This is a genomic window from Streptomyces sp. NPDC103540 (assembly GCF_055584445.1).
The window spans coordinates 571,962-578,728 of the sequence record NZ_JBVJMA010000004.1; the positions used below are offsets into that span (position 1 = coordinate 571,962).

7 protein-coding genes are annotated in these 6,767 nt (G+C 73.4%); 3 read left to right on the forward strand and 4 right to left on the reverse strand.

The window, feature by feature from the left end:
* Positions 1–69: 69 nt before the first annotated feature.
* From ACZ6ZI_RS13335 to ACZ6ZI_RS13345, 3 genes are all read left to right on the forward strand, one after another.
* A complete protein-coding gene (locus ACZ6ZI_RS13335; protein ID WP_469519546.1) occupies positions 70–1,788 on the forward strand; it encodes a BCCT family transporter in 1,719 nt (572 codons plus the stop codon).
* Between the two features lie 50 nt (positions 1,789–1,838).
* Positions 1,839–2,339 (forward strand): NUDIX domain-containing protein, encoded by a 501-nt coding sequence (locus ACZ6ZI_RS13340; RefSeq protein ID WP_469519549.1) that lies wholly within the window; start codon positions 1,839–1,841, stop codon positions 2,337–2,339.
* An 87-nt stretch (positions 2,340–2,426) separates the two neighbouring features.
* On the forward strand, positions 2,427–2,855 hold the full coding sequence (locus tag ACZ6ZI_RS13345; RefSeq protein WP_363063809.1) for a hypothetical protein: 429 nt from the start codon (positions 2,427–2,429) through the stop codon (positions 2,853–2,855).
* A 69-nt stretch (positions 2,856–2,924) separates the two neighbouring features.
* Here the strand turns inward: ACZ6ZI_RS13345 and ACZ6ZI_RS13350 are convergent, their stop codons facing one another.
* From ACZ6ZI_RS13350 to ACZ6ZI_RS13365, 4 genes are all read right to left on the reverse strand, one after another.
* Positions 2,925–3,437 (reverse strand): methylated-DNA--[protein]-cysteine S-methyltransferase, encoded by a 513-nt coding sequence (locus ACZ6ZI_RS13350; RefSeq protein WP_469519552.1) that lies wholly within the window; start codon positions 3,435–3,437, stop codon positions 2,925–2,927.
* Complete coding sequence (locus ACZ6ZI_RS13355) at positions 3,434–4,933, reverse strand: AlkA N-terminal domain-containing protein (protein WP_469519555.1); 1,500 nt, start codon at positions 4,931–4,933, stop codon at positions 3,434–3,436. The genes ACZ6ZI_RS13350 and ACZ6ZI_RS13355 overlap by 4 nt, the downstream gene beginning before the upstream one ends.
* 870 nt (positions 4,934–5,803) lie before the next feature.
* Entirely contained in the window at positions 5,804–6,622 is an 819-nt protein-coding gene (gene pssA, locus ACZ6ZI_RS13360) for a CDP-diacylglycerol--serine O-phosphatidyltransferase (RefSeq protein ID WP_363063838.1), read from the reverse strand.
* A gap of 25 nt (positions 6,623–6,647) precedes the next feature.
* A partial coding sequence (locus ACZ6ZI_RS13365; RefSeq protein WP_469519612.1) for a phosphatidylserine decarboxylase occupies positions 6,648–6,767 on the reverse strand: 120 nt, incomplete at its 5' end.

Sequence of the window (6,767 nt, forward strand, 5' to 3'; positions counted from 1 at the left end):
GGGTGGCCTGGCTCACATCCGGCGCGCCATGCGCCTAAATACGGATATACGTCTGCATAGTGTGGCCGCATGAGCGCGGATTCACTGGAACAGGCACATCCGGATACTCCGGGTGGAGGCTCCGACGACCGGGACGACGGCACGCCCGACCTCAGCGTCGTCGGCATCGGGGTGATCGCCGTGCTGGCCGTCGTCGCCTGGGCCGCGCTGGGCAAGGACTCCTTCGACAGCGCGTCGAGCAGCGCCCTCGGCTGGGTGCTGGAGAACTTCGCCTGGCTCTTCGTGATCGCCGCCGACGTGTTCCTCGTCATGTGCGTCGTCCTCGCCATCAGCCGCTTCGGCCGGATCCGCCTCGGCGCCGACGACTCCGAACCCGAGTTCACGAACCTCTCGTGGATCGCGATGATGTTCAGCGCCGGCATGGGCATCGGCCTGATGTTCTACGGCGTGGGCGAACCCCTCACCCACTACCTGAACCCGCCCCCGGCGGCCGGCGCCGCCGCGGGCACGGGAGCCGCCGCCCGCGCCGCCCTCGACTACTCCTTCTTCCACTGGACCCTCACTCCCTGGGCGATCTACGGCATCGCCGGCCTCGCCCTCGCCTACGCCACCTTCCGCAAGGGCCGCGGCAACCGCCTCAGCTCCGCCTTCGTCCCCCTCATGGGCGAGGAACGAGCCCGGGGATGGCAGGGCAAGACCATCGACCTGCTCGCCGTCTTCGCCACCGTCTTCGGCACCGCCACCAGCCTCGGCCTCGGCGCCCTCCAGGTCGCCGAGGGCCTGGACATCACCACCGGCCTGAAGGCCTCCACCGGCGTCGAGCTGGTCATCATCACCGCCCTGTCCGCCGCCTTCGTCCTGTCCGCCTTCTCCGGACTGCACAAGGGCGTCAAATGGCTCAGCACCGCCAACATCGTGCTCGCCGCCGCCCTGATGCTCTTCGTCTTCGTCCTCGGCCCGACCGTCTACGTCCTCGACGTCATCCCCGCGAGCGTCGGCAGCTACCTCCACGAACTGCTGCCCATGGCCACCCGCACCGGAGCCTTCACCGACAGCGCCTGGCTCGGCGCCTGGACGATCTTCTACTGGGCGTGGTGGCTCTCCTGGGCCCCCTTCGTCGGCACCTTCATCGCCCGCATCTCGCGCGGCCGCACCATCCGGGAATTCCTCGTCGGCGTCCTCCTCGTGCCCAGCGGAGCCACCGTCGTCTGGTTCTGCGTCATGGGCGGCACCGCCATCCGCCTCGACTCCACCGGCGCCGCCGACCTCGCCTCCGCCGTCAAGGACGGCGCGGAGGCCTCCCTGTTCGCCATGCTCGACGCCCTGCCGCTCGGCACCGTCAGCTCCTGGGTGGCCATGCTCCTGGTGATGACCTACTTCGTCACCAGCGCCGACTCCGCCTCCCTCGTCATGGGCTCGCTCACCAGCCGCGGCTCCCTGCACCCGCCCACCTGGCTGGTCGTCACCTGGGGCGTCCTGATGGCCGCCGTCGCCGCCGTCCTGCTCGTCGCCGGCGGCCTCAAGTCCCTCCAGACCGCCACCATCCTCGTCGCCCTGCCCTTCGTGATCGTCATGCTCCTGCTGTGCTGGGCCCTGGTGAAGGAACTGCGCGAGGACCCCGGAGCCGGCCCCGCCCGCCACCACGCCCTGCACGGACTGCGCGACGCCGTGAAGGCCATGGTCGGCGACGCCGTCAGCGAGCACGGGCCCGCCCGCCACCCCCGCCTGCGCCGCGTCGCGGAGTCCAGGGGGCGCGAGCGCGAGGACGGCGCCCACCCGCAGGAGTGATCACGGGGCCGCCCGCCGTGACGCCCGGGACCGCCGGTTAGGGTGGCGCCGTGACCACCACCGATGACTACGCCGCCTACATCGCGAGCCTGCCCCGGGTGTTGGCCGGGGCCGCCGCCCTCTTCCGCGACACCGAGGGCCGCGTCCTGCTCGTCGAACCCAACTACCGCGCGGGCTGGGCCCTCCCCGGCGGCACGATCGAGTCCGACCACAACGAGTCCCCCCGCGCCGCCGCCCGCCGCGAGAGCGCCGAGGAGATCGGCCTCGACGTACCGCTCGGCCGGCTCCTCGCCGTCGACTGGAGCGTCGAGGAAGGCCGCCCCCCGCTCGCCGCCTACCTCTACGACGGCGGCGTGCTCGACGCCGACCGGCTGGCCTCCATCACCCTCCAGGAAGAGGAACTCCTCTCCTGGAAACTGGTCGAACCCGACGAACTCACCACATACCTCCCCGGATCGCTCGGCCGCCGCACCCGGGAGGCCTACCGGGCGCTCCTGACCGGCGAGGGCCCCGTGGAGCTGGAGAACGGCCGCCGACCCGCGACCGCGTAACAGGCCCCGCCCGACGCCCCCGCGCCACCGGCCTTACCGGGAGCGGCAGTTGTCCACAGCCTCCATCGACCAGGGCAGAATCTACTGATGATCACCATGTACGCCTGGCCCAGCACCGCCGACGGCACCGACGCCCTCCCCATGGTCCACTTCACCACCGACGAACAGTCCGCCGGAGAGGTCACCCCCGAAGGGGAGTCGGTCTGGATGTTCGACAGCGCGATACGCGAGGGCGGCTGGGCCTCCTTCGAGGACTTCGAGGGCTGGTCCGCGCCCGCCGAGGGCTGGCAGGCCTTCTACCGCCGCGAGGACGACCTCCTCGCCGTCACCGGCCCCGGCGCCTGCGAAGGCTGGTACCAGGGCCGCCTCGGCGCCGACGAGGACTGGGTGACGGCCGCCGCCACCCAGCAGAGCGTCGTCCTGCTCGCCGCCCCCGTCCAACACCCGTCCCTCTACGCCTACGCCGTCGAGGCGGGCGCGGGCTTCGCCCTCCTCGTCCCCCTCGCCGTGATCTGACGCCCCGAGACCGGGCCCGAGACCGGGCCCGAGAGCGAGCCCGGGGCCCGGGGGTCGGGGCCCGGGCCCTCAGCGGCCCGCGCCCTCGCTCTCGAACTCCAGCAGCCGCACCTTGCGCTCGATGCCACCGCCGTACCCGGTCATCGAGCCCGAGGCGCCGATCACCCGGTGACAGGGCACGATGATGCCGACCGGGTTCTTCCCGTTCGCCAACCCCACCGCACGCGAGGCGTTCGGCTTGCCCAGCTCCGCCGCCAACCGCCCGTAGGACCACGTCTGCCCGTACGGGATCCGCGTCAACTGCTCCCACACGCTGCGCTGGAACTCCGTCCCCTCCAACCGCACCGCCACGGTGAACTCCGTCAGCTCCCCGGCGAAGTACGCCGCCAGCTGCCGCACCACCTCCGGGAAGGGCTCCTCGCCCGGCGCCACCCGCTCACCGAAGGACTCCTCCGCCGGACGGTGGCGCTGCCCCGTCATGTACAGCCCGCACAGGACCCCGTCCGCCGCGACCAGCGTCAGCGGACCGTAGGGGCTCTCGACGACGGTGTGCTGCTTGCGGCTCACGACTGCGCTGCTCATGACTGTGCTCCTCGGACGGGCGGCAGATGGTTGATGGCGTGGTCCTCGGTGGCCCACAGGTACTGCACGGCGTACGCCCGCCAGGGCCGCCAGTGCGCCGCGCGGGCGGTCAGGGCCGCCGGCGTGGCGGGCAACCCCAGGCCCCGGGCCGCGCGGCGCACCCCGAGATCGGACGGCAGGAACGCGTCGGGGTCGCCCAGCGCCCGCATCGCGATGATCTCCGTGGTCCACGGACCGAAACCGGGCAACGCGTTCAACCGGGCGCGGGCCGCCTCCCAGTCGCTGTCGATGCCCAACGGCAGCGAGCCGTCGGCCAACGCCGCGATCAGGGTGGTCAACGTGGTGCGCCGACTGCGCGGCATGGACAACGCCTCGGGGTCGAGGTCCGCGAGCGCCGCCGGATCGGGGAACAGGTGCGTCAGCCCGCCCTGCGGATCCTCCACCCTCTCCCCGTACGCCGTCACCAGCCGGGCCGCGTGCGTGCGCGCGGCGGCCGTCGACACCTGCTGCCCCAGGACCGCCCGTACGGCGAACTCCGCCGCGTCCACGGTCCGGGGCACCCGCCGCCCCGGAGCCTTGTCCACGAGCGGTGCCAGCAGCGGATCGGCGCGCAGCTGCCCGTCGACGGCCTCCGGGTCGGCGTCCAGGTCGAGCAGCCGGCGGCAGCGGCTGATGGCGATGGTCAGGTCGCGCAGGTCGGTCAGCGCCAGCCGGCAGCCGATGTGGTCGGGGCCGGGGGTCAGGGCGACGACGCCCGTGCCGTACGGCAGCCGCAGCGTCCGGCGGTAGGCCCCGTCCCGCCACTCCTCGACCCCGGGCACGGCCGTCGCGACGAGGTGCCCGAAGAGGTTGTCGGGGTTCAGGGGCGCCCGGTAGGGCAGCCGCAGGGCCAGCGTGCCGGGGACGCGCGGCCCGGCCGTACGGGGGCCGGCGCGCTCGGCCCGCTCGCGCAGGGCGCTGGGGGCCAGGGCGAAGACCTCGCGCACGGTGTCGTTGAAGGTCCGGATGGAGGAGAAACCCGCGGCGAAGGCCACGTCGCCCATCGGGAGCGTGGAGGTCTCGATGAGCAGCCGGGCGGTCTGCGCGCGCTGCGCCCGGGCCAGGGCCAGCGGTCCGGCGCCCAGCTCGGCGAGGAGCTGGCGCTCGACCTGCCGGGTGGAGTAGCCGAGCCGGGCCGCGAGCCCGGGGACGCCCTCGCGGTCCACGACGCCGTCCTGGATGAGCCGCATCGCGCGGGCGACGGCGTCGGCGCGGGCGTTCCACTCGGGGGAGCCGGGGCTGGTGTCGGGCCGGCAGCGCTTGCAGGCCCGGTACCCGGCCTGCTGGCAGGCGGCGGCGCTGGGCAGGAAGGTCATGTTCTCGACCTTGGGCGGCACGGCCGGGCAGCTCGGCCGGCAGTAGATCCCGGTGGTCCGCACGGCGGTGAAGAACCAGCCGTCGAAGCGGGCGTCCTTCGACCGCACGGCCCTGACGCAGCGGTCGGTGTCGGTGTACATGGCTCCAGGATCCCGGGCGGTCACCGCCGGGGCTGGCGGTTTTCCGACATCAAGCGTAGCCCCGGGCACGGCGCGGGGCCGGGGTGCGGCGGGACGGCGAGGGGCGGGGTCGGGGTGCGGCGGGGGCGGGAGCGGGGTGGGGTGGTGTCCGGGGTAGGCATGATTTATGGCCCCTGAGCCGGGTCCGGAGAGAACCCGGCGGTTTGGGCCACAAATCACGTTTTACACCCCGGACACCACCCCACCCCACTCCCACCCCCGCCGCCGGGGTCCCCCGCCTCCCGCCCCGGGCCACGAGGGTCCAGGGCCGTGCGCCACGGCAGACGAGACCCGCCGAGGCGGAGCGAAGCCGGGCCCGCCCCCTGCCCGGTGGTCAAACGGACGCCCCGCACGCCGCCCGCAGCCTGCTGCCTGGGGTGTGGTGGGCGGTGCCCGGTGGACGGAGGGCCGTGCCCGTGGCCGTGGCGGTGTGTTGTCCTCCGCCTGCCCGCCTGCCCGCCTGCCCGCCTGCCCGCCTGCCCGCCTGCCCTCCCGCCCGCCCGCCTGCCCGCCTGCCCGCCTGCCCGCCTGCCCGCCTGCCCTCCCGCCCTCCCGCCCGGGGTGGGCGGAGCGGGAGGGAGTCGGGGGAGCCGGGGGCGGGGGTGGGGCGGGGTGTCGTCCGGGGTGTAAAACGTGATTTGTGGCCCTTACCGCCGGTCCGCTTCGGGACCCTGCCAGGGGGCCATAAATCATGCCTACCCCGGACGACACCCCGCCCCACCCCCGGCCCCGGCGGCGCGGCCCCCCGTCCCAGCCCAGGCCCCCGCGGCCCCCCCCGTACGCGAAAGGGCCCCCGGTGCCCATCGGCACCGGGGGCCCTTTCGGAGCGGCTTACGGGAGCTGCGCGGCGCGGGCCTCGCGGCGGTTGTGGCGGAAGGTGTTGGCCCTCCGCGTCGTCGCGAAGAGCGGGATCGTGGCCGCCAGCGCGATCTGCAGGGCGCAGCCGGTCTGGAGCAGCAGCTGACCGCCCGGGGCGTCGAACGCCCAGGCCGCCAGCAGCCCCATGGCGCCGACGATCCAGCTGAGCATGGCGGCCGCGAGGACGCCCCGCGGCTTCGGGTACTCGACTCGGCTCACCATCAGCCAGGCCACGCCGACGATCGCCAGCAGGGTCGGGATGAAGGGGAGCTCCAGCAGCACGATGGAGACGACCGTCAGGGCCCCGAAGGGGCTCGGCATGCCCTGGAACATGCCGTCCTTCATGGTCACGCAGCTGAATCTCGCGAGCCTGAGGACCACCGCCAGCAGGACGACGATGGCCGCGAGCGCGGACACCTTCTGGTGGGCGTCGTCCGCGACCATGCCGTAGACCAGCACGAAGTACGCGGGCGCCAGCCCGAAGCTGATCAGGTCCGACAGGTTGTCGAGCTCGGCGCCCATCGGCGAGCTGCGCAGCTTGCGGGCCACGATGCCGTCGAAGAGGTCGAAGACCGCCGCGAGGAGCATCAGTATCACCGCGGTCGCCGCGCTGTGCCGGGCCATGCCCGACTCGCCGCTGCCGGTGAGGTGCGGGATGAGGATTCCGGTGGTGGTGAAGTACACCGCCATGAATCCGCAGGTCGCGTTGCCGAGGGTGAGGGTGTCCGCTATCGACAGCCGCAGCGAGAGCGGCATGTCGTCGGCGTCGTCCTCCTCCTTGGCCTCGGGCACCCAGCCGGTGGCGGGAGTCTCAGGGTCAGTCACGGTCAATTCGGGTCACCCCCGCGGTGGTGGTCTGACCGACCTCGACCGCGACCTCGACGCCCTCGGGGAGGTAGATGTCGACGCGGGAGCCGAAGCGGATCAGGCCGATGCG